Origin of the sequence: Roseibium sp. MMSF_3247 (genome assembly GCF_030733765.1) — a bacterium.
Classification (GTDB): domain Bacteria; phylum Pseudomonadota; class Alphaproteobacteria; order Rhizobiales; family Stappiaceae; genus Roseibium.
On sequence record NZ_JASHII010000004.1, the window covers coordinates 1 to 19543 of the forward strand.

Sequence of the window (19543 nt, forward strand, 5' to 3'; positions counted from 1 at the left end):
GTTGAGCTGATCGTGCCGATCGCCATGGAAGACGGTCTGCGCTTCGCGATCCGCGAAGGTGGCCGCACCGTAGGCGCTGGCGTCGTCGCCTCAATCATCGAATAATCGACAGCCGGGCCTGCTGGCACCTTATTACAAGTGAATGCGGGCAGGCCCGCCAGTCTTATTGGGAACAACAACAATGAACGGTCAGAATATCCGGATCCGCCTGAAGGCTTTTGACCACCGTATTCTCGATGCTTCCACCAAGGAAATCGTCAATACGGCCAAGCGGACCGGTGCACAGGTACGGGGTCCCGTGCCGCTGCCGACGCGGATCGAAAAGTACACCGTACTTCGTGGCCCGCATATCGATAAGAAAAGCCGCGATCAGTTCGAGATGCGCACACACAAGCGCCTTCTCGACATCGTTGACCCGACACCGCAGACCGTGGACGCGCTGATGAAGCTCGACCTGGCCGCTGGTGTCGACGTCGAGATCAAGCTCTGAGGCGAGGCGAAGGGGACACATCCATGCGTTCTGGAGTGATCGCTCAGAAAGTGGGCATGACCCGCATCTATAACGATGCAGGCGAACATGTTCCGGTCACAGTATTGCGGCTGGAAAACTGCCAGGTGGTTGCCCACCGGACTGACGAAAAGAACGGTTACAACGCACTGCAGCTCGGTGCCGGTACCCGTAAAGTAAAAAATACGCCGAAGGCACTGCGCGGTCACTTTGCTGTTGCAAAGGTTGAGCCGAAGCGGACCGTGGTCGAGTTCCGCGTTTCTGCGGACAACATGATCGACGTTGGCGCGGAAATCACCGCTGACCACTACGTCGAAGGCCAGTATGTCGACGTGACCGGAACTTCCATCGGTAAAGGTTTTGCCGGTGTTATGAAGCGTCACAACTTCGGTGGTGGCCGTGCATCGCACGGTAACTCGATCTCGCACCGCTCACACGGTTCTACCGGTCAATGTCAGGACCCGGGCCGCGTGTTTAAGGGCAAGAAGATGGCCGGTCACATGGGCGATGCCCGGGTGACCACGCAGAACCTCAAGGTTGTGCGCACTGATGTTGAGCGTGGCCTGATCATGGTCGAAGGCTCTGTACCGGGCGCCAAGGGCGGCTGGATCCAGGTCCGCGACGCGATCAAAAAGGCGCTGCCGGAAAACGTTCCGGTCCCGGGTGCTTTCAAGGCGTCCGAAGCGGCTGAGGCTGCCGGGAAGGAGAGTGAGTGATGGAACTCCAGGTCAAGACCCTCGAAGGTGGGGCGGCCGGTTCGATCACGGTGTCTGACGAGATCTTTGGTCTCGAGCCGCGCACCGATTTGATCCACCGCGTTGTGCGCTGGCAGCTTGCCAAGCGCCAGGCGGGTACCCACAAGACGCTTGGTCGTTCGGAAGTTACTGGTTCTACGAAGAAATTCGTTCGCCAGAAAGGTTCCGGCGGCGCGCGTCACGGCAACAAGAAGGCTCCGCAGTTCCGCGGTGGTGGTAAGGCATTCGGTCCGGTCGTTCGCGATCATGGCCATGACCTGCCGAAGAAAGTCCGCGTCCTCGGCCTGAAGCATGCACTGTCCGCGAAAGCAAAGGCAGACAGCATTGTTGTTGTTGAAGATGCAAAAGCTGCTGAAGCGAAAACCAAGGCTCTCAAGTCCCAGCTGAACAAGCTCGGCCTGACCAGCGCTCTGGTGATTGACGGCGCCGAAGTTGACAACAACTTCGCACTGGCGTCCCGCAACATTCCGCACCTGGATGTGTTGCCGGTTCAGGGCATCAATGTTTACGACATCCTGCGCGCCAACACCCTTGTGTTGACGAAAGCTGCGGTGTCCGCACTTGAGGAGCGCTTTAAATGAGCAATCTTCCTCACTACGACAAAATCGTTGGCCCGGTAATCACCGAAAAGTCGACGATGGCTTCTGAAGAGAACAAGGTTGTCTTCAAGGTTGCCAATGATGCAACCAAGCCGGAAATCAAGGCCGCTGTCGAAGCACTGTTCGGCGTCAAGGTCACGGCAGTCAACACTCTTGTCCGCAAGGGCAAAGTGAAGCGCTTCCGCGGACGTCTTGGCCGCCAGTCTGACTTCAAGAAGGCCGTCGTAACGCTGCAGGAAGGTCACGCAATCGACGTGGCCACCGGGCTCTAAGACGGGGACTTAAGAAAAATGGCACTTAAGACATTCAATCCGACGTCCCCGGGCCGCCGTCAGCTGGTACAGGTTGACCGCTCCGGTCTTTGGAAGGGCAAGCCGGTCAAGACCTTGACCGAAGGCCTTTCTAAAAAGGGCGGCCGGAACAACACTGGACGCATCACGTCTCCGAACCGCAGTGGCGGTCACAAGCGGACTTACCGTCTTGTCGACTTCAAGCGCCGCAAGTGGGACGTGCCGGCAACGGTTGAGCGCCTGGAATACGATCCGAACCGGACCGCATTCATCGCTCTGATCCGTTACGAAGACGGCGAGCTGAGCTACATCCTGGCTCCGCAGCGCTTGTCCGAAGGCGACACTGTTGTCGCCGGTGAAAACGTAGACGTGAAACCGGGCAATGCGGCTCCTCTGTCGCGCATTCCGGTTGGTACGATTGTGCACAACATCGAGCTGAAGCCGGGCAAAGGCGCCCAGATCGCTCGCTCTGCCGGTGCGTTCGTTCAGATCGTCGGCCGTGACCAGGGTTACACAACGCTGCGCCTGATGTCTGGTGAACAGCGCCGTGTTCTCGGCACTTGCATGGCAACCATTGGCGCTGTGTCCAACCCGGACCACTCCAATGTGAACCTCGGCAAGGCAGGCCGTTCCCGCTGGCTGGGCATCAAACCGCACGTTCGCGGTGTTGCCATGAACCCGATCGACCACCCGCATGGTGGTGGTGAAGGTCGGACCTCCGGCGGTCGTCATCCGGTTACTCCTTGGGGTAAACCGACCAAAGGTAAGCGCACGCGGAAGAACAAGCAGACCGATAAGTTTATCGTCCGCTCCCGCCACGCGCGTAAGAAGTAAGGGACAGGATCGTGGCACGTTCGATCTGGAAAGGTCCGTTTGTCGACGGGTATCTGCTGAAGAAAGCGGAGAAGGTCCGCGAGGCCGGCCGGAACGAGGTCATCAAGACCTGGAGCCGCCGCTCGACGATCCTCCCGCAGTTCGTTGGTCTTACCTTCGGCGTCTACAACGGTCAGAAGCACGTTCCGGTGCTGGTGTCTGAAGAGATGATTGGTCACAAGTTCGGTGAGTTCTCACCGTCCCGGACCTATTACGGGCACGGCGCCGACAAGAAGGCGAAGAGGAAGTAACGATGGGCAAGCCGAAGCGTGAGCGGGTGCTCGCTGACAACGAAGCTCGGGCAATGACGCGGATGATCCGCGTCTCTCCCCGCAAGCTGAATCTCGTTGCTGCTGCTATCCGCGGTAAAAAAGTCGGTTCCGCAATCGCGGACCTGACATTCTCCCGCAAGCGCATTGCGCAGGACGTCAAGAAAACCTTGATGTCTGCGATTGCAAACGCGGAAAACAATCACGACCTGGACATCGACAACCTGGTGGTTGCCGAAGCTCACGTTGGCAAAGCATTTGTCATCAAGCGCTTCCAGGCCCGTGCACGCGGACGGGTTGGCCGGATCGAGAAGCCGTTCTCGAACCTGACCATCGTTGTGCGCGAAGTTGAGGAGAGTGCCTGATGGGACACAAAGTTAACCCGATCGGCATGCGCCTCGGGATCAACCGCACCTGGGACTCCCGCTGGTACGCCAACAAAAACGAGTACGGCGATCTTCTGCACGAAGACTTCCGCATTCGTGAGTACCTGATGAAGGAACTCAAGCAGGCGGCGGTGTCCAAGGTAGTTATCGAGCGCCCGCACAAGAAGTGCCGTGTGTCCATTCACTCCGGTCGTCCGGGTGTGGTCATCGGTAAAAAAGGTGCGGACATCGAGCGTCTTCGCAAGAAGATTGCTGAAATCACCAATTCCGAAGTGCATCTCAACATCGTTGAAGTGCGCAAGCCGGAAATCGACGCGACATTGGTTGCCGCTTCGATCGCTCAGCAGCTGGAACGCCGTGTTGCTTTCCGCCGCGCCATGAAACGGGCTGTTCAGTCCGCCATGCGTCTGGGCGCACAGGGCATTCGGATCAACTGCGGCGGCCGTCTCGGCGGTGCGGAAATCGCGCGTATCGAATGGTACCGTGAAGGCCGTGTGCCGCTTCACACTCTGCGTGCGGACATCGACTACGGTGTTGCAAGTGCGCACACAGCTTACGGCGTGTGCGGTGTGAAGGTCTGGATCTTCAAGGGTGAAATTCTGGAACATGACCCGATGGCGTCCGAACGCCGTGCGACGGCTGCTTCCGAAGGCAACCAGGGTGATCGCGGCGGACGCCGGGATCGGGGCCGCGAGCGCGCAGCTTAATATAAGCTGCCTGCCGCTCGTAAGATAAGAAAGACGAGAGAAGAACGATGCTGCAACCGAAGCGCACTAAGTTCCGCAAGCAGCACAAAGGCCGCATTCACGGCTTGTCGAAGGGGGGGACTGACCTCAACTTCGGCGCATTCGGTCTGAAGGCTCTGGAGCCGGAGCGGGTTACCGCTCGTCAGATCGAAGCGGCCCGTCGTGCTATGACCCGTCACATGAAACGTGCGGGTCGTGTTTGGATCCGCATCTTCCCGGATCTGCCAGTTTCCTCGAAACCGGCTGAAGTCCGCATGGGTAAAGGTAAGGGTTCTCCGGATTACTGGGCTTGCCGTGTCAAGCCGGGCCGGATCATGTTCGAAATTGACGGTGTGCCGGAAGACGTTGCTCGTGAAGCAATGCGTCTTGCCGCTGCCAAGCTGCCGATCAAGTGCCGTTTCGTTCAGCGTATCGGCGAATAAGGCAGGCCAGGAGAGACAGCCATGAAGGCGACCGATGTACGGGCTAAGACCCTCGACGAGCTCCGCACAGAGCTTGAGGGCCTGAAGAAAGAGCAGTTCAACCTGCGCTTCCAGAAGGCTACGGGTCAGCTTGAAAACACTGCACGTGTCCGGCAAATCCGCCGTGATATCGCGCGTATCCAGACCATCATGCGCGAAAAGCGCGTGTCGGCGACCGCATAAGGAGACGGATCAATGCCAAAGCGTATCCTGCAGGGCACCGTTGTCAGCGACGCCAATGACAAGACGGTGACGGTAAATGTGGAGCGCCGCTTCACACACCCGCTGCTGAAAAAGACTGTGCGCCGGACTAAGAAGTACCGCGCACATGATGAAAGCAACCAATACAAGGTTGGCGACACAGTTCAGATTGAAGAGTGTGCGCCGATCTCGAAAAACAAACGTTGGACTGTGGTCACTACTCAGTGATCACGCTCCGTCAGGTGAGCATCAGGCGCCCGCGTAACGGTGCGCCGATAGAAGAACAAGGCAGCCAGTCATGATTCAGATGCAAACAAACCTCGACGTCGCCGACAATTCCGGCGCCCGTCGTGTCATGTGCATCAAAGTGCTCGGCGGCTCCAAGCGCAAATATGCCCAGGTAGGCGACATCATCGTCGTCTCCGTCAAAGAGGCTATTCCGCGGGGCCGCGTTAAAAAGGGCGACGTGATGAAGGCTGTCGTCGTGCGCACGGCTAAGGATATCCGCCGTCCCGATGGCAGCGTGATCCGGTTCGACCGCAATGCGGCCGTGCTGGTGAATAACAACAAGGAGCCAGTCGGCACCCGTATCTTTGGTCCGGTGCCGCGTGAACTCCGCGCCAAGAACCATATGAAAATCATTTCGCTCGCGCCGGAGGTGCTCTGATGGCTGCGAAAATTAAAAAAGGCGACACGGTGGTCGTATTGACCGGCCGTGACAAGGGCAAATCTGGTGAAGTTATCCAGATGCTGCCGGCTGACAACAAGGCGCTGGTACGCGGCATCAACATGGTCCGCCGTCACCAGAAGCAGACCCAATCGCAGGAAGCTGGCATCGTGTCCAAAGAGGCACCGATCCACCTGTCGAACATCGCTCTGGCCGATCCGAAAGACGGCAAGGCGACCCGCGTCGGCTTCAAGGTGCAGGACGATGGTGCCAAGGTTCGTGTGGCCAAGCGTTCGGGAGACCTGATCGATGGCTGAGACCACTAACGTACCGCGTCTCAAGACGCATTATGACGAAGTCGTGCGCAAGCAGCTTCAGGAGAAATTCCAGTACAAGAACGTTATGCAAGTTCCGCAGCTGGAAAAGATCGTCCTGAACATTGGCGTTGGCGAAGCCGTAGGCGACTCCAAAAAGGCGCGTACTGCAGCAGAAGATCTGGCAGCGATTGCCGGTCAGAAGCCGGTCATCACCAAAGCGAAGAAGTCCATCGCGACCTTTAAGGTTCGTGAAGGCATGCCGCTTGGTGTCAAGGTGACCCTGCGCCGCCAGCAGATGTTCGAGTTCCTGGATCGCATGATCACAATCGCGCTGCCGCGCGTTCGTGACTTCCGCGGTCTGAACCCGAAGAGCTTCGACGGTCGCGGCAACTACGCTATGGGCATCAAAGAACACATCGTGTTCCCGGAAATCGAGTACGACAAAGTCGACCAGATCTGGGGCATGGACGTGATCGTCTGCACCACGGCGCCAAACGATGACGAGGCGCGCGAGCTTCTGCGTGCTTTCAACTTCCCGTTCACGAAGTAACGGGCAAGGAAGGGAAACACGATGGCGAAGAAAAGCGCAGTCGAGAAGAACAAGCGTCGCGAGAAGCTTGTCAAAAAGTATGCCGAGAAGCGTGCTGCTCTGAAAGCCATGGCCAAGGACGATACCTTGAGCCCTGAAGAGCAGTTCAATGCCCGCCTGAAGCTGGCCAAACTGCCGCGGAACTCCGCGCCGAACCGCGTTCGCAACCGTTGCGAAGTGTCCGGCCGTCCGCGCGGTTATTACCGCAAGCTAAAGATGTCGCGTATCGCGCTTCGTGAACTGGGTTCCCTGGGTAAGATCCCGGGCCTGGTTAAGTCGAGCTGGTAAGGAGAAACTCCGATGGCAATTTCTGATCCGTTGGGGGATATGCTGACCCGGATTCGCAACGCGCAGCTGCGTCGCAAAAACAAGGTCAGCTCACCAAATTCTAAATTGCGTGCACACGTACTTGATGTGCTTGCAAAAGAAGGGTACATCCGTGGCTACACCACGGTTGAATACGAGGGCGGTAAGTCCGAGTTGGAAATCGAACTGAAGTATTTCGACGGTGAGCCGGTGATCCGCACGATTGAGCGCGTATCCAAGCCGGGCCGCCGCGTTTACTCGTCGGTGAAAAACATCCCGCATGTCTCTAATGGCCTGGGCGTGTCGATCATTTCGACCCCGCGTGGCGTCATGAGCGACCATCAGGCGCGGGACGAAAATGTAGGTGGCGAGGTTCTGTGTCGCGTCTTCTGACGCGGCATTCTCGCTGTTAAAACAACGACAAGGTTGGTCAAATGTCTCGTATTGGCAAAAAGCCAGTCCCCGTGCCAAGCGGGGTAACGGCATCGATCGACGGTCAGACAGTTACGATCAAGGGCCCGAAAGGCGAAAAGTCTTTCATGCTCAATGAACTCGTTCTGGCCGAAATGACTGATGACGGGATCAAAATCGATCCGCGTAACGACTCCAAGCCGGCTCGCTCCATGTGGGGTATGAGCCGCACCATGGTTCAGAACCTGATCACCGGCGTGACCGATGGCTTCAAGAAAGACCTCGCGATCACTGGTGTTGGTTACCGTGCACAGGTCCAGGGTCAAAACCTTCAGCTGGCACTCGGCTTCTCACATGATGTGATCTATGCGATCCCGGAAGGTATCGAGATCAAATGTGCGAAACCGACGGAAATCAGCGTTTCTGGCACCGACAAACAACGTGTCGGCCAGGTCGCAGCTGAAATCCGCGAATTCCGCCCGCCGGAGCCGTACAAAGGCAAAGGCGTTCGTTATGCAGACGAGTTCATCGTCCGCAAAGAAGGCAAGAAGAAGTAACGGACCGAGATCATGGCGAACAGCAAACAAGCTTTCGAACGCCGCCGCGATCGCGTGCGCCGTTCAGTCAAGAAAGCCGCGAACGGTCGTCCGCGCCTTTCTATCTTCCGCTCGTCGAAGCAGATCTATGCCCAGATCATCGACGATGCGCAGGGACATACAATTGTCTCCGCTTCCACGATCGAAAAAGATCTGAAGGGCGGCCTGAAAACGGGCGCCGACGTGTCTGCAGCTGCAGCCGTTGGCAAGCTTGTCGCCGAGCGTGCAGCTGCCGCAGGTGTCAAGCAGGTCGTGTTCGACCGGGGCGGTTACCAGTATCATGGGCGTGTGAAAGCGCTCGCCGATGCTGCCCGCGAAGGTGGACTTGAATTCTGACCAGCGCCCGTTGGCGCTCCTAAGTACGGAAGACGTATAATATGGCGAGACAAGAAAATCGCGAGCGCGAAGAGCGCGACAGCGAATTCGTCGACAAGCTCGTACACATCAACCGCGTTGCCAAAGTGGTCAAGGGTGGCCGCCGTTTCGGTTTCGCAGCCCTCGTCGTGGTTGGTGATCAAAAGGGCCGTGTCGGCTTCGGTCATGGTAAGGCACGCGAAGTGCCGGAAGCCATCCGGAAAGCAACTGAAGCTGCAAAGCGCACGATGATCCGTGTGCCGCTGCGTGAAGGCCGGACTCTCCACCACGATGTGGAAGGCCGTCACGGCGCTGGCAAGGTTCTGCTGCGCGCAGCACCGGCCGGTACCGGTATCATCGCAGGTGGTCCGATGCGTGCGGTCTTTGAAACGCTTGGCGTTCAGGACGTTGTGGCAAAGTCTTTGGGGACATCCAACCCCTACAACATGGTTCGTGCGACCTTTAACGCGCTGACCAAAGAAGACAGCCCGCGCTCCGTCGCTGCCCGCCGTGGCCTCAAGGTCTCTGTGTTGCAGTCCCGGCGCCGTGACAACAACGATGAGGCGGCTCCGGCTGCCGCTGAGGCTTGACCTTAGCGGCGCCAGCCACCAGCTGAATGAGGGTTAGTTCCATGGCGAACACCGAAAAGACTGTTACGGTCGAACAGATCGGCAGCCCGCTGCGCCGTCCGAAGGACCAGCGCGCGACGCTCGTCGGTCTCGGCCTGAACAAGATGCACCGCCGTTCCACACTGAAGGACACACCTGAAGTGCGCGGCATGATCAATAAGGTCCAGCATCTCGTTCGCGTCGTCGAAGACGCGTGAGGACGGGGTGAGGAGAAAAGACATGAAGCTCAACGAACTTCGTGACAACGATGGTGCCTCTTCCGAGCGCACACGCGTTGGCCGCGGTATCGGGTCTGGCAAGGGCAAGACCGGTGGCCGTGGTGTAAAAGGTCAGAAGTCCCGTTCTGGCGTGGCGATCAAGGGTTTTGAAGGCGGTCAGATGCCGCTTCACCGCCGCCTGCCGAAGCGCGGCTTCACGAACATCTTTGCCAAGGACTTCAACACTGTGTCCATTGGCCGTGTTCAACAAGCGATTGATGCCGGCAAGCTGAACGCGTCTGAAGCGGTTACCGTCGAAGCGCTCAAGGCTGCTGGTGTTGTCAAGCGGGTCCGCGATGGCGTGCGCCTCGTTGCTTCCGGTGAGCTCACCGCGGCAGTGACCTTTGAAGTTGCCGGTGCCTCCAAGGGCGCTGTTGCAGCGATCGAAAAAGCGGGCGGCAAGGTCGCCGTTCTGGGAGCTCAGGCTTAACAGCCTGGGCTTTTCCCATTTGTCAGCAAGCATCTGACCGGAGTAGGGCATGGCATCGGCCGCCGAGCAACTGGCGTCAAATCTAAATTTCTCAGCTTTCGCCAAGGCTGAAGAACTCAAAAAGCGCATCTGGTTCACGCTGGGGGCGCTTTTGGTTTATCGACTGGGCACTTACATTCCGATGCCCGGCATCAACCCGGAAGCCTTCGCGCAGGCCTTTAACCAGGCTCAGTCCGGTATCATTGGCATGTTCAACATGTTCGCCGGCGGTGCCGTCGAGCGTATGGCGATCTTCGCCCTTGGCATCATGCCGTACATCTCCGCTTCCATTATCATGCAGCTCATGACGACGGTCGTTCCGTCTCTTGAGCAGCTGAAGAAGGAAGGCGAGCAGGGCCGCAAGGTTATCAACCAGTACACCCGGTACGGAACCGTTGTATTGGCTGCATTCCAGGCCTACGGAATCGCCGTTGGTCTTGAGGGCGCCACCAATGTTGTGACCGATCCGGGCTGGTTCTTCCGTGCATCGACCGTGATCACACTTGTTGGCGGCACCATGTTCCTGATGTGGCTGGGTGAGCAGATCACTTCGCGCGGCATCGGTAACGGTATTTCGCTGATCATCTTTGCGGGCATTGTCGCAGGACTGCCGTCCGCGATCGTGCAGACGCTCGAGCTGGGCCGTCAGGGGTCGCTGGCAACCGGCATCATCCTGGCAGTCATCCTCCTGGCCATTGTCGTGATCGCGTTCATCGTGTTCATGGAGCGCGCACAGCGCCGTCTTCTGATCCAGTATCCGAAGCGCCAGATGGGCAACCGCATGTTCGAGGGCAACACCTCGTTCCTGCCGCTCAAGCTGAACACAGCTGGCGTTATCCCGCCGATCTTTGCATCTTCGCTGCTTTTGGTTCCGGCAACGATTTCCGGCTTCAATGCAGGTGGCGGCAATGAATGGCTGACAACGATCACGGCTCTGCTCGGACATGGACAGCCATTGTTCATGGTGTTCTACGCAGCCATGATCATCTTCTTCTGTTTCTTCTACACGGCGATTGTCTTCAATCCGAGCGACACCGCTGACAATCTGAAGAAACACGGTGGCTTCATTCCAGGCATTCGTCCAGGAGAGCGCACCGCCCAATACATCGACTTCGTGTTGACCCGGATTACGGTCGTTGGTGCGATTTACATCACCATCGTTTGTCTATTACCCGAATTCCTCATTTCGGCGACTGGCGTTCCGTTCTATTTCGGTGGAACATCCTTGTTGATTGTCGTGAGCGTGACAATGGATACCGTATCGCAGATCCAGGGTCATTTGCTGGCGCATCAATATGAGGGGCTGGTGAAGAAATCGAAACTTAGGGGGAAACGTCGATGAGGCTCATTCTGGTTGGACCGCCAGGAGCGGGGAAGGGGACACAGGCCGCAAGGCTGGTTGAGAAATATGGTATTCCTCAACTTTCCACTGGAGACATGCTGCGTGCAGCTGTCGCCGCGGAGACCCCGGTCGGACTGCAGGCCAAGGCTGTCATGGACGCCGGTGGTCTTGTGTCAGACGAAATCGTTGTCGGCATCATCCGGGACCGGATTGCTGAGGACGACGCCAAGAAGGGATTTATCCTGGATGGCTTCCCACGCACATTGGCCCAAGCAGAAGCACTCGACGACATGCTGAGTGAAAACAGCCTGAAGCTGAACGCCGTGATTGAACTCCGCGTTGATCAGACCAAACTGGTCGACCGGATTATCAACCGGGCGGAAGAAGCCAAGGCTGCCGGCCAGCCGGTTCGCAAGGATGACGACCCTGAGGTCTTCAAGGATCGGCTCGAGGCTTACAACCGGGATACAGCGGTTGTTGTTCCCTACTACGAGAAAACAGGTCTCCTGTCCGTCATTGATGGCATGCAGGCAATTGATGACGTAACGGCTTCTATCGAATCCGTACTTCAGGGACTTGACGAGAAGGTTTAGAGCGGCTAAACGACGCGCTCACCTTACAGTTAAGCCGGTTCCATGCCCATGGGACCGGCATTCTCTGTGCCGGGGCTGCCCCGGCATTTTCGTACCCTGCAAGGGCCGGACTCCACCGGACGCGGGGCTTTTTGAAACGCGGTCAGGCGCAAGTTTTGCCCGCAAAACATGGAGACGAACGTGGCACGTATTGCTGGCGTTAACATCCCAACGAACAAGCGCGTGGTTATCGCGCTTCAGTACATTCACGGCATTGGTGCGAAATTCGCCCAGGAAATCATCGAAAAGAACAACATCGATGCGGCCCGCCGTGTAAACGAGCTTTCCGACGCAGAAGTTCTGCAGATCCGTGAAACCATCGACCGCGATTACCTCGTGGAAGGTGATCTTCGCCGTGAGACTGCGATGAACATCAAACGTCTGATGGACCTTGGCTGCTACCGCGGCCTGCGTCACCGCCGCGGCCTCCCGGTTCGTGGTCAGCGGACGCACACGAACGCACGTACCCGTAAGGGTCCGGCGAAACCGATCGCAGGTAAGAAGAAATAAGATCGCTTTGCGATTGGTGGTGGAGCTGCCGGGATTACGGCAGTGACGAGATCAATACAAGGACAACAGAATGGCTAAAGACACGACGCGCGTGCGTCGCCGCGAGCGCAAGAACATCTCTTCTGGCGTTGCGCATGTGAATTCCACATTCAATAACACGATGATCACGATCACGGATGCTCAAGGCAACGCGATTTCCTGGTCTTCCGCTGGTGCACTCGGCTTCAAGGGCTCCCGTAAGTCCACGCCGTATGCCGCTCAGGTTGCTGCTGAAGATGCTGCTAAGAAAGCAGCTGAACACGGCATGCGTACTCTGGAAGTAGAAGTCCGTGGTCCGGGTTCTGGTCGTGAATCTGCTCTGCGTGCTCTGCAGGCTGCCGGTTTCCTCATCACGTCCATCCGTGACGTGACGCCGATTCCGCACAATGGCTGCCGTCCGCGCAAGCGCCGCCGCGTCTAAGGCTTTCCAGCTTTAGGTACTTGTTTCTCCAAATGGCAAAGAATAGCCCGGCATTGAATTGACCCGGGCGGGATAGCCGAAGGGACGAAAACGTGACCATTCAAAAAAACTGGCAAGAACTTATCAAGCCGACCAAACTCGAGATCAAGCCGGGTGATGACCCGCGCTTCTTGGCAACCGTTGTTGCCGAGCCGCTCGAGCGTGGCTATGGCCTGACCTTGGGCAACGCGCTGCGCCGCATCCTGCTGTCTTCTCTGCAGGGTGCTGCTGTGACCGCGGTACAGATTGACGGCGTTCTTCATGAGTTCTCCTCGATCCCCGGCGTTCGTGAAGATGTCACCGACATCGTTCTCAACATCAAGGAAATCGCCATCCGTATGGAAGGTGAAGGCCCCAAGCGCATGGTTGTGCGCAAGCAGGGACCTGGTGTTGTGACCGCAGGCGACATTCAGACCGTTGGCGACGTGGAGGTTCTCAATCCGGATCTGGTGCTATGCACCCTGGATGAAGGCGCTGAAATCCGCATGGAGTTCACTGTTAACACAGGCAAGGGCTATCATTCGTCAGACCGGAATCGTCCGGAAGACGCACCGATTGGCCTGATCCCTGTCGACAGCCTCTACTCTCCGGTCAAGAAGGTTTCTTACAAGGTGGAAAACACCCGTGAGGGCCAGGTTCTTGACTATGACAAGCTGACCCTGACTGTTGAAACCGACGGTTCCGTCAAGCCGGATGATGCCGTGGCATTTGCCGCACGCATTCTGCAGGATCAGCTTTCCATCTTCGTCAATTTCGAAGAGCCGCAGCGCGAAGTCGCCGAGGACACTGTCCCGGAACTGGCTTTCAACCCGGCGCTTCTGAAGAAAGTCGACGAGTTGGAATTGTCTGTCCGGTCTGCAAACTGTCTGAAGAACGACAATATCGTGTATATTGGCGATCTCATTCAGAAGACCGAAGCGGAAATGCTGCGGACCCCGAATTTCGGCCGCAAGTCGCTCAACGAGATCAAGGAAGTTCTCGCCCAGATGGGTCTCCATCTTGGCATGGAAGTGGCCAACTGGCCGCCTGAGAACATCGACGATCTCGCCAAGCGCTACGAAGATCATCAGTATTAAGGGCGTACGCGTCCTAACGGAGCAACCGGGCAAGCGCTCAACACACAAAGAGCGGACTGCCTGAAAGACAAAGGAGAGGGCCATGCGCCACGGTAAATCCGGCCGCAAGCTCAACCGGACCGCTAGCCACCGCAAGGCTATGTTCGCAAACATGGCAGCGTCGCTGATCAAGCACGAACAGATCGTCACGACCCTGCCGAAGGCTAAAGAAATGAAGCCGATCATCGACAAGCTCATCACTTTGGGCAAGCGCGGTGATCTTCACGCACGCCGCCAGGCAATCTCGCAGATTCGCGACGTTGCTATGGTCAAGAAGCTGTTTGACACGCTTGGTGATCGCTACAAGGACCGCGAAGGCGGTTACTCCCGCGTTCTGAAAGCTGGTTTCCGCTATGGCGACAACGCTTCGATGGCTGTCATCGAGCTGGTTGACCGGGATCCGGAAGCACGCGGCGCTGACGACCGGGCACGTGTTGAAGCTGAAGAAGCGGCTGAAAACGCAGCGTAAGTCGAGCCTACAACGTTCAAGAAAAGGCAGGCCTTCGGGTCTGCCTTTTTTGTTTCGGAGGGCTTAATGAAGGTCGCGGGCGGAATTGTAACTCGCGAATTATCAATACTTTAACGGTCGTTCGGTAGTTTTTCCAATATGTCTCGCGGGGGGACCAGGAGAATTACTTTGACCCACTCAGCTTCCTCATCCAAGGCCAGCAAATGGCCGTCTATTCGTTTGTCATTTTTGATACCGGCGCTCATGGTTTTCCTGACGATCGGTGCATGTACGGCAGTCGGCGTGATCGGTTTCTTCAATGCACGAGACGGTCTGCGCGAAGCCGCAGAAGGCGAACTCGGTATGGTCGTCAATGCCAAGTCGGCATTGCTCGAAGCGCGTCTTGCTTCCATCGAAAATGAAATTGTCAATGTGGCGACGGGTGCCGGTATTGGGGAAGCCTTGGTCAACATGACCAACGCCACCATGAACCTGGAGAAGCAGCGCCAGGAAATCTTCGATTACTACAAGGCAGGTGCCACCGCTGAAGAGCGCGCTCAAAAGATGGGCGATGACCACAAGTCCATGTACTCATGGCGCCACTCCGAAATTCACGGCTCCTTCGCCTCTATCTGGAAAAAGGGTGGTTACGGCGACGTCTATCTCATGGATCCGAACGGCCTGGTCATGTACTCGGTTGCCAAGGGCGATGAGTTTCTTTTTCCGGTGACTGAAGTCGGTGGCGGCAACACAGGTCTGCAAACCGCTTTCGAAATGGCCAAGGAAGTCGAAGCCGGCCAGGTCGCAGTCAGCAACTTCGAAGTCTACGCGCCGGGTGGCAACTCCGCGTCGATGTTTGTGGCAGCGCCGGTGTTCGTAAATACCTTCGGCGATATCTCCTTCGGTGGCGTGGTTGCCATCCGGATCGATGCCGGTGTGCTCGATAACGTGGTTTCCTCACGCGCCGATCTCGGCACAACGGGCCAGGCTTTTGTCGTCAACGCCGAAGGCTACACACTTTCCAACAAGCCACTTTCAGATAGTGCTACAGCACTTAACGAGATGAACAGCGGGGATGTTGTCGCGTCAGCGCTCAACGGTGTTGAAAAAGCCGGCATCGAGGCCGGACCCGATGGTGTTGATCGTTTGATGGTCGCAAAGCCTTTGACCTTCCAGGGACGTCAGTGGGCGGTTGTTGCTGAAAAGACCGTTGAAGAAACCTTTGCCAGCGTGACAGCCATGCGGAACTCCATGGTCACCTGGTCGTTGATCGCAATCGCCATTGCGGCTGTTGTCGCGATCTTCTTCTCTCGCAACATCACCAAGCCGCTGACGACACTGGTCGGCGCGCTGAACGCAATCGCGGAAGGTGATCTCAACGCGGAAATCACCGCGGCTCGCCGGAAAGATGAAATCGGTGACATTGGCCGTGCTGTCCTGCAGATCCGTCAGAACGCAGCCGAAGAAAACGAGCAGCGCGCTGCAGACCAGGCCGAAACAGCAGAACGTCAGGCCGCGCAGCGGCAGGAAATGCTGGCAAGCCTTGCCGGCGACTTTGAATCGACCGTCGGTACAGTGGTCGACAAGGTGGCTCAGTCCGCTGCTTCCTTGCGCGAATCTGCCAACAACATGCGCCAGATGACAGAAAGCGCTGGCGAGACATCGTCTAAAGCAGCCGAGATGTCGAAAGAGACCCTGTCTGAAGTGGAATCCATTGCAGCAGCGTCCGATCAGCTGTCCAGCTCCATTCAGGAAATCTCGACCCTGATCGAGCGGTCTTCCAGTGTTGCAGCAGATGCGACCCGCCGGGCCCAGACAACCAACCATACCGTGAAGTCGCTTGCAGAAGCGGCCAACCGGATCGGCGAAGTTGTCACGCTCATCAGCGACATTGCAGACCAGACCAACCTTCTTGCCCTCAACGCGACGATCGAAGCGGCGCGGGCAGGGGAAGCCGGTAAGGGTTTTGCGGTTGTTGCTTCCGAGGTTAAGGACCTTGCAGCTCAAACCGGTAAGGCAACCGGCGAGATCCAGCAGCAGATTGATGCGATCCGCGGTGCGACGGATGACGCGGTCGGTGCGATCGGTGACATTCAGAAGACCATCGACGAGATCACCCAATCCGTCAGTGAAGTTGCTGCAGCTGTCACCGAGCAGAGCTACGCGACCCAAGGCATTGCCGAAAACACTCAGCGTGCTGCCGGCGGGACATCTCAGGTCTCTCAGGATGTCCAGAACGTGTCGTCCCTGTCCGAACAGACAAACGGCGCCGCGACATCCTTCTCCGAAGAAGCTGTTGCCATGGCCAGCCAGGCAGAGCATCTCGATGAAGAAGTGCGCAAGTTCCTGCATCAAGTGCGCTCCGCCTGATCTCAGAACTCATGACAAGTTGAAAAGCCGCGGGCAGGGTCCGCGGCTTTTCTTTTTGTATTTGCCTCCATTTTTCCCTATCTGCCGTGTAAGCATCTTGAAGATATAAGAATCGGGAAAAGGGAAGTGTTCATGGGTCTGTTGGGAACGCGGGCTAGGTCCGGCACGAAAGCCATTACCGCAGGTCTGTTGGCATTGCTCTGGATTGGATCAGCTGCGGCACAGGCGCAACAGCCGACGCCTTCAGACTTGCGTCTTGTTCCGGACAGCGCTGCGCAAATCAAGCTGTCCTTTGCGCCCCTGGTGAAGAAAGTCGCTCCCGCCGTTGTGAATGTTTATGCGAGCCGCAAGGTGGTTCAGCGCCAGCAGCTGTCACCGTTCTTTGACGATCCGTTTTTCCGGCGCTTCTTCGGCCAACCGAATGGCGGATTTGGCCAGCCGCGTGAACGGGTTGAATCTTCCCTCGGCTCCGGCGTGATTATTTCAGCGGATGGAACGGTGATCACCAACCATCACGTGATCAAAGGCGCTGATGAAGTCCGGGTTGCGCTGAATGACCGGCGTGAATTTGATGCGGACATTGTTCTGATGGACGAGCAGACAGATTTGGCGGTGTTGAAAATCCGTGAAGGCGGCCCTTTTGAGCATGTCGAATTCGCGGATGCGGACTTGCTGGAAGTCGGGGACATCGTTCTAGCGATTGGCAATCCGTTCGGAGTTGGCCAGACCGTGACGCAAGGGATCGTCTCCGCGCTTGCGCGAACGCAGGTCGGTGTGACGGACTACCAGTTTTTCATTCAAACCGATGCAGCGATCAACCCGGGCAATTCCGGCGGCGCACTGATTGACATGACGGGCAAGCTGGTTGGGATCAATACCGCGATTTTCTCGCGCTCTGGCGGGTCGAACGGCATCGGTTTTGCGATCCCGGCGCATATGGCGCGCTATGTTGCCCGCGCCGCAGACCAGGGTGGCAAGGTTCAGCGGCCCTGGCTCGGAGCAACTGTCCAGCTGGTCAGTGCGGAAATTGCAGAAGCTTTGTCTCTCGACCGGCCAAAAGGGGTTTTGGTGACCGCTGTGTTTGACGGCTCCCCGGCCCATGAAGCTGATCTGCGTGTAAGTGATCTGGTTGTCGCGATTGACGGCAAGGAAGTGATTGACCCGAATGCATTCGGCTATCGCTTTGCGACCAAGATGATCGGAGAACGTGCCGAGTTTACGGTGCTGCGGTCCGGCCGGGAGGAGACCGTATCCATCAGCTTGCAACCGGCCCCAGAGACCATTCCTCGGGACACTCGCGAACTGCTTGAGTTTTCGCCCTTTGAGGGGGCGACTGTTATGAACCTGTCGCCCGCGGTTGCTCAGGAGCTTGGGCTCGACGGGCTGCCGGAAGGCGTGATCATTGCAGAGGTGCGCAGAGGTGGTCAGGCAGACCGTGTTGGCCTGCGTCCAGGCGATATCGTCCGCGCGATCAACAACCAGTCGATCGACAGCACGCGCATGCTGGAGACGATCACGAAGACACCACCGCGTATCTGGCGTCTTGATATCGAACGGGACGGCAAGGTGTCCCAAATCGTTCTGAGATAGTCAGGCAAAGTACGTGAGTGATCTGTTCGAAGCTTCTGGTTTGGCTGCGTCTGCGCCGCGTCCGTTGGCAGATCGCATGCGTCCGGCACGGTTGGAAGACGTTGTCGGGCAGGACCACTTGCTGGGACCAGAGGGGACGCTGTCCCGGATGCTGAAAACCCGGACGCTCGGTTCCCTGATCTTCTGGGGACCTCCAGGCACCGGAAAAACCACGATTGCACGGCTGCTTGCCAACGAGACTGATCTGGCATTCGAGCAGATCTCGGCCATCTTTTCAGGTGTTGCTGATCTCAAGAAAGTGTTCGAAGCCGCCCGTGCCCGGCGCATGGGCGGGCGGGCAACTCTCTTGTTCGTCGATGAGATCCACCGCTTCAACAGAGCTCAGCAGGACAGTTTCCTGCCCGTGATGGAAGACGGAACGATCACGCTTGTTGGAGCGACCACGGAAAACCCGTCTTTTGAGCTCAATGCGGCTCTTCTATCACGCTCGCACGTGATGACGTTTCAGTCGCTCAACAAGGAAGCGATCGAACAGCTTCTGGCGCGCGCTGAGGAGGTGGAAGAGCGCAAGCTGCCGCTAGATGACGAAGCGCGTGGGGTCCTCATTCGCATGGCGGATGGTGATGGGCGTTCCGCGCTCACGCTGGCAGAAGATGTCTGGCGGGCGTCTGCCGAAGATGAGGTGTTCGATGCTGAACGCCTGCAGGAAATCGTGCAGCGCCGGGCCCCGATTTACGACAAGAGCGCAGACGGCCATTACAATCTCATCTCAGCCCTGCACAAATCGGTGCGTGGATCCGATCCGGACGCGTCCCTTTATTGGTTTTGCCGGATGCTGGATGGCGGCGAAGATCCGATGTATCTCGCCCGGCGCCTGATCCGGATGGCGGTTGAAGATATCGGTCTTGCGGATCCCAATGCGCTGGTTCAGGCAAATGCTGCCCGGGACGCCTACCAGATGCTTGGCTCGCCGGAAGGTGAGCTCGCGCTTGCTCAGTGCGTGATCTATCTGGCGACTGCGCCAAAATCCAACGGAGCATACACCGCCTATAAGGCTGCGATGCGGGATGCCAAGACCAGCGGGTCTCTTCTGCCGCCCAAGCATATCTTGAATGCGCCGACCAAGCTGATGAAGCAGGAAGGATATGGCGACGGCTATCAATATGACCATGACGCGCCAGACGGCTTTTCCGGTCAGAATTATTTCCCGGAAGATATGGGCCGCAAGACTTATTACGATCCGCCGCAACGCGGTTTTGAACGGGATCTGCGGAAGCGCCTGGAGTATTGGGACAAGTTGCGCAAGGACCGCAGTTAGAGCATCGGTCGTTTTGATGAAAACGCCCCAAGATGC

The 19543-nt window shown here is 57.4% G+C and carries 31 protein-coding genes; all 31 read left to right on the forward strand.

The features are described from left to right. The coding region (locus RBB44_RS13820; protein WP_306150545.1) for a hypothetical protein at positions 1 to 105 on the forward strand (105 nt) is incomplete at its 5' end. A 76-nt stretch (positions 106 to 181) separates the two neighbouring features. Then, positions 182 to 490: a 30S ribosomal protein S10 gene (gene rpsJ / locus RBB44_RS13825; RefSeq protein WP_006936455.1), complete on the forward strand. Its 309-nt coding sequence runs from the start codon at positions 182 to 184 to the stop codon at positions 488 to 490. Between the two features lie 23 nt (positions 491 to 513). After that, on the forward strand, positions 514 to 1224 hold the full coding sequence (rplC, locus tag RBB44_RS13830) for a 50S ribosomal protein L3 (protein WP_306148348.1): 711 nt from the start codon (positions 514 to 516) through the stop codon (positions 1222 to 1224). After that, positions 1224 to 1844, forward strand: a complete 621-nt coding sequence (gene rplD, locus RBB44_RS13835) for a 50S ribosomal protein L4 (protein WP_133946857.1) — start codon at positions 1224 to 1226, stop codon at positions 1842 to 1844. The genes rplC and rplD overlap by 1 nt, the downstream gene beginning before the upstream one ends. Beyond that, positions 1841 to 2134, forward strand: coding sequence for a 50S ribosomal protein L23 (locus tag RBB44_RS13840; RefSeq protein WP_008196252.1), 294 nt, complete (start codon positions 1841 to 1843; stop codon positions 2132 to 2134). The genes rplD and RBB44_RS13840 overlap by 4 nt, the downstream gene beginning before the upstream one ends. A gap of 18 nt (positions 2135 to 2152) precedes the next feature. Further along, a complete protein-coding gene (rplB, locus tag RBB44_RS13845; protein WP_133946858.1) occupies positions 2153 to 2986 on the forward strand; it encodes a 50S ribosomal protein L2 in 834 nt (277 codons plus the stop codon). Between the two features lie 11 nt (positions 2987 to 2997). Next, on the forward strand, positions 2998 to 3276 hold the full coding sequence (gene rpsS / locus RBB44_RS13850) for a 30S ribosomal protein S19 (RefSeq protein ID WP_133946859.1): 279 nt from the start codon (positions 2998 to 3000) through the stop codon (positions 3274 to 3276). 2 nt (positions 3277 to 3278) lie between these two features. Then, positions 3279 to 3659 carry a 50S ribosomal protein L22 gene (rplV, locus tag RBB44_RS13855; protein WP_008197234.1) on the forward strand — a complete coding sequence of 127 codons (381 nt, stop codon included), beginning with the start codon at positions 3279 to 3281 and terminating at the stop codon, positions 3657 to 3659. After that, positions 3659 to 4387, forward strand: a complete 729-nt coding sequence (gene rpsC, locus RBB44_RS13860) for a 30S ribosomal protein S3 (protein ID WP_040450745.1) — start codon at positions 3659 to 3661, stop codon at positions 4385 to 4387. Before rplV ends, rpsC begins: the two co-directional genes overlap by 1 nt. Before the next feature lie 47 nt (positions 4388 to 4434). Beyond that, entirely contained in the window at positions 4435 to 4848 is a 414-nt protein-coding gene (rplP, locus tag RBB44_RS13865) for a 50S ribosomal protein L16 (protein ID WP_133946860.1), read from the forward strand. A 21-nt stretch (positions 4849 to 4869) separates the two neighbouring features. Continuing rightward, positions 4870 to 5070 carry a 50S ribosomal protein L29 gene (rpmC, locus tag RBB44_RS13870; RefSeq protein WP_133946861.1) on the forward strand — a complete coding sequence of 67 codons (201 nt, stop codon included), beginning with the start codon at positions 4870 to 4872 and terminating at the stop codon, positions 5068 to 5070. A 12-nt stretch (positions 5071 to 5082) separates the two neighbouring features. Continuing rightward, the gene (gene rpsQ / locus RBB44_RS13875) at positions 5083 to 5316 is read left to right on the forward strand and encodes a 30S ribosomal protein S17 (RefSeq protein WP_008195414.1); all 234 of its coding nucleotides are present in this window, start codon (positions 5083 to 5085) and stop codon (positions 5314 to 5316) included. A 70-nt stretch (positions 5317 to 5386) separates the two neighbouring features. Continuing rightward, the gene (gene rplN / locus RBB44_RS13880; protein ID WP_008191626.1) at positions 5387 to 5755 is read left to right on the forward strand and encodes a 50S ribosomal protein L14; all 369 of its coding nucleotides are present in this window, start codon (positions 5387 to 5389) and stop codon (positions 5753 to 5755) included. After that, a complete protein-coding gene (gene rplX, locus RBB44_RS13885; protein WP_133946862.1) occupies positions 5755 to 6072 on the forward strand; it encodes a 50S ribosomal protein L24 in 318 nt (105 codons plus the stop codon). The genes rplN and rplX overlap by 1 nt, the downstream gene beginning before the upstream one ends. Then, positions 6065 to 6622 (forward strand): 50S ribosomal protein L5, encoded by a 558-nt coding sequence (rplE, locus tag RBB44_RS13890; protein WP_133946863.1) that lies wholly within the window; start codon positions 6065 to 6067, stop codon positions 6620 to 6622. Before rplX ends, rplE begins: the two co-directional genes overlap by 8 nt. 21 nt (positions 6623 to 6643) lie before the next feature. After that, positions 6644 to 6949, forward strand: a complete 306-nt coding sequence (rpsN, locus tag RBB44_RS13895; protein WP_008189926.1) for a 30S ribosomal protein S14 — start codon at positions 6644 to 6646, stop codon at positions 6947 to 6949. Between the two features lie 12 nt (positions 6950 to 6961). Beyond that, a complete protein-coding gene (rpsH, locus tag RBB44_RS13900) occupies positions 6962 to 7360 on the forward strand; it encodes a 30S ribosomal protein S8 (RefSeq protein WP_133946864.1) in 399 nt (132 codons plus the stop codon). A gap of 41 nt (positions 7361 to 7401) precedes the next feature. Beyond that, positions 7402 to 7935, forward strand: coding sequence for a 50S ribosomal protein L6 (rplF, locus tag RBB44_RS13905; RefSeq protein WP_055671481.1), 534 nt, complete (start codon positions 7402 to 7404; stop codon positions 7933 to 7935). A 12-nt stretch (positions 7936 to 7947) separates the two neighbouring features. After that, the gene (gene rplR, locus RBB44_RS13910) at positions 7948 to 8310 is read left to right on the forward strand and encodes a 50S ribosomal protein L18 (protein ID WP_133946865.1); all 363 of its coding nucleotides are present in this window, start codon (positions 7948 to 7950) and stop codon (positions 8308 to 8310) included. A gap of 41 nt (positions 8311 to 8351) precedes the next feature. Beyond that, the gene (gene rpsE / locus RBB44_RS13915) at positions 8352 to 8918 is read left to right on the forward strand and encodes a 30S ribosomal protein S5 (protein WP_008195825.1); all 567 of its coding nucleotides are present in this window, start codon (positions 8352 to 8354) and stop codon (positions 8916 to 8918) included. A gap of 41 nt (positions 8919 to 8959) precedes the next feature. Next, a complete protein-coding gene (rpmD, locus tag RBB44_RS13920; protein WP_133946866.1) occupies positions 8960 to 9154 on the forward strand; it encodes a 50S ribosomal protein L30 in 195 nt (64 codons plus the stop codon). 22 nt (positions 9155 to 9176) lie between these two features. Beyond that, a complete protein-coding gene (rplO, locus tag RBB44_RS13925; protein WP_008192103.1) occupies positions 9177 to 9644 on the forward strand; it encodes a 50S ribosomal protein L15 in 468 nt (155 codons plus the stop codon). A gap of 49 nt (positions 9645 to 9693) precedes the next feature. After that, positions 9694 to 11025 carry a preprotein translocase subunit SecY gene (gene secY, locus RBB44_RS13930; RefSeq protein ID WP_008193531.1) on the forward strand — a complete coding sequence of 444 codons (1332 nt, stop codon included), beginning with the start codon at positions 9694 to 9696 and terminating at the stop codon, positions 11023 to 11025. Further along, the gene (locus RBB44_RS13935) at positions 11022 to 11618 is read left to right on the forward strand and encodes an adenylate kinase (protein WP_133946868.1); all 597 of its coding nucleotides are present in this window, start codon (positions 11022 to 11024) and stop codon (positions 11616 to 11618) included. The genes secY and RBB44_RS13935 overlap by 4 nt, the downstream gene beginning before the upstream one ends. A gap of 180 nt (positions 11619 to 11798) precedes the next feature. Then, positions 11799 to 12167, forward strand: a complete 369-nt coding sequence (gene rpsM / locus RBB44_RS13940) for a 30S ribosomal protein S13 (protein ID WP_133946869.1) — start codon at positions 11799 to 11801, stop codon at positions 12165 to 12167. 70 nt (positions 12168 to 12237) lie between these two features. After that, positions 12238 to 12627, forward strand: coding sequence for a 30S ribosomal protein S11 (gene rpsK / locus RBB44_RS13945; RefSeq protein WP_006936427.1), 390 nt, complete (start codon positions 12238 to 12240; stop codon positions 12625 to 12627). Positions 12628 to 12719: 92 nt separating this feature from the next. Continuing rightward, positions 12720 to 13742 carry a DNA-directed RNA polymerase subunit alpha gene (locus RBB44_RS13950; RefSeq protein WP_008190287.1) on the forward strand — a complete coding sequence of 341 codons (1023 nt, stop codon included), beginning with the start codon at positions 12720 to 12722 and terminating at the stop codon, positions 13740 to 13742. 82 nt (positions 13743 to 13824) lie between these two features. Then, positions 13825 to 14250, forward strand: coding sequence for a 50S ribosomal protein L17 (gene rplQ, locus RBB44_RS13955; RefSeq protein ID WP_306148349.1), 426 nt, complete (start codon positions 13825 to 13827; stop codon positions 14248 to 14250). A 168-nt stretch (positions 14251 to 14418) separates the two neighbouring features. Beyond that, positions 14419 to 16599, forward strand: a complete 2181-nt coding sequence (locus tag RBB44_RS13960; RefSeq protein ID WP_209173840.1) for a methyl-accepting chemotaxis protein — start codon at positions 14419 to 14421, stop codon at positions 16597 to 16599. A 132-nt stretch (positions 16600 to 16731) separates the two neighbouring features. Then, positions 16732 to 18189: a DegQ family serine endoprotease gene (locus tag RBB44_RS13965; protein WP_371932265.1), complete on the forward strand. Its 1458-nt coding sequence runs from the start codon at positions 16732 to 16734 to the stop codon at positions 18187 to 18189. 13 nt (positions 18190 to 18202) lie between these two features. Next, positions 18203 to 19507, forward strand: a complete 1305-nt coding sequence (locus tag RBB44_RS13970; RefSeq protein ID WP_306148350.1) for a replication-associated recombination protein A — start codon at positions 18203 to 18205, stop codon at positions 19505 to 19507. The last annotated feature ends 36 nt before the right edge of the window (positions 19508 to 19543 follow it).